Annotated in this window: 1 protein-coding gene and 1 pseudogene; both read left to right on the top strand. The window is 46.0% G+C overall.

The window, feature by feature from the left end; all coding sequences use genetic code 11:
• A partial coding sequence (locus FY046_RS23560; protein WP_446186532.1) for a VENN motif pre-toxin domain-containing protein occupies nucleotides 1-1,075 on the top strand: 1,075 nt, incomplete at its 5' end.
• Between the two features lie 179 nt (nucleotides 1,076-1,254).
• Nucleotides 1,255-1,610: pseudogene (locus tag FY046_RS23555) on the top strand (hypothetical protein); the annotation flags it as partial.

The following is a 1,610-nucleotide window of genomic DNA, read 5'->3' as shown; positions in this document are numbered from 1 at the left end:
GGCGGGGATACTAAAGGACCAGCTGTACGGTGATACCCCGGCTGCTGACCTGACCGAAACGCAGAAGCAGACCCTGAGCGCTCTGGCAACCCTGTCCTCCGGGCTGGCCGGTGGCCTGGCCGGAGACAGTACCGAAAGTGCCGTTTATGCGGCGCAGGCAGGGAAGACGACGGCGGAGAATAACTATCTGAGCGAGAAAGAGTCACGACAGCTTGATAAAGAAATTCAGGACTGCAAAGCCTCCGGCGGAGACTGTAATAAGGTTGTCGAGAAATACATTGAAATCAGTAATAAAAATAGTAACGAACTGGTTATGGCCTGTACCGGCGGTGGAATAGCCTGTGTAACTTGGGAGGAACTAATCCAGGCAGACACTAACGTCGCCCTGGATGCTAACAAGCATCAGATAAGACTAAGTGAGAAACTGAAAGATCCTGATGCGGCTGCTATAGTGAAATATCTTAATGGTACGGATCTTAAATTCCTTAAGGATAATATCACCACTGGTGACCGGGTTATGGATGTAATAATGACCCCAACTTCCTGGCCGGTGGCGGTAATGGGTGGAAAGGCGATTATTACTAACAGCGCAGGAATTAAGGAGCAACTAATTGCAGCGGGAGTTTCAAGTGCTGCTAATACAGCCATTCAATATGGAACAAGCAAAACTGGTGAAGTAAAATTATCTGATGTTATAGGATCGGGAGTTATCGGTCTAATTACTGCAGGTAAAGGTTATAATCCAACAGTAACCTGGAATGCAGCAGGTGGTTATTATCAGGCGCAAATCAATGGTGATGACCCGTTCATGGGTGCTCTACTAAGTAAGACAGGGGCATCTGTTGGTTATGTTGCTGGTAACATTATCAAAATACCAATGGATAAAAAACTAAACCCAATATATAAAAAATATGAATGGGTTCCTACTGGCGTATGGACTATCACAAAACCAGTCCCTCAAAATAACCTACCTTCACTTTCAGGAAATGTAGCCGACTCAGCTGCTTCAGGGTGGTTCTCTGATGCATTGCAAAACTCTATAAAAAATAAGGATAACAATGATGCTAATAAGTAAAAAATCATTATTGACATTACTATACTTATGTATTGCATTCTCACTGATGCTTATTTTTGTAAGTTTTATTTTCCAAGTCCTTGGGTATTGGGTTGGTGGGGGAGATCAGATGCTGGGATACTTAAGGGATAATTTGCATAAAGTATTGAAGACAGGTTCAGTGGGGATTGGAATTGGATTTGTTTACTGGTTCTTTTACTACCGAAAAATGTAAAGTGATTGGTAACAGTGGTGCTGATGCCATTGCAGGAGAGCAAACTGGTAAGACAGTTGCGGAGAATAACTCCCTGGCGAACGTTCTGGCAGCAGCGAATAAACAGAAACCCGGAACCACAGCGAATTACGAATCGGGAACCCAGGCCGCTATTAAAGAAGCCTGTAGCGGCGGGACACCGGTATCCTGTGAGACAGCGATGGCAGCAGTGGGCAGCGTTATCGCCTGGCCGCTGTTACCGGGAGTAGCAGCGACGACCAGCCTGATAGGTGCGGGAGCCAATGCCGGAGTGGGTTATCTGATTAACGGCGAAGTGAACCC

This window comes from Erwinia sp. 1181_3, assembly GCF_052824965.1.
This window is presented reverse-complemented; position numbering and strand designations above follow the sequence as displayed.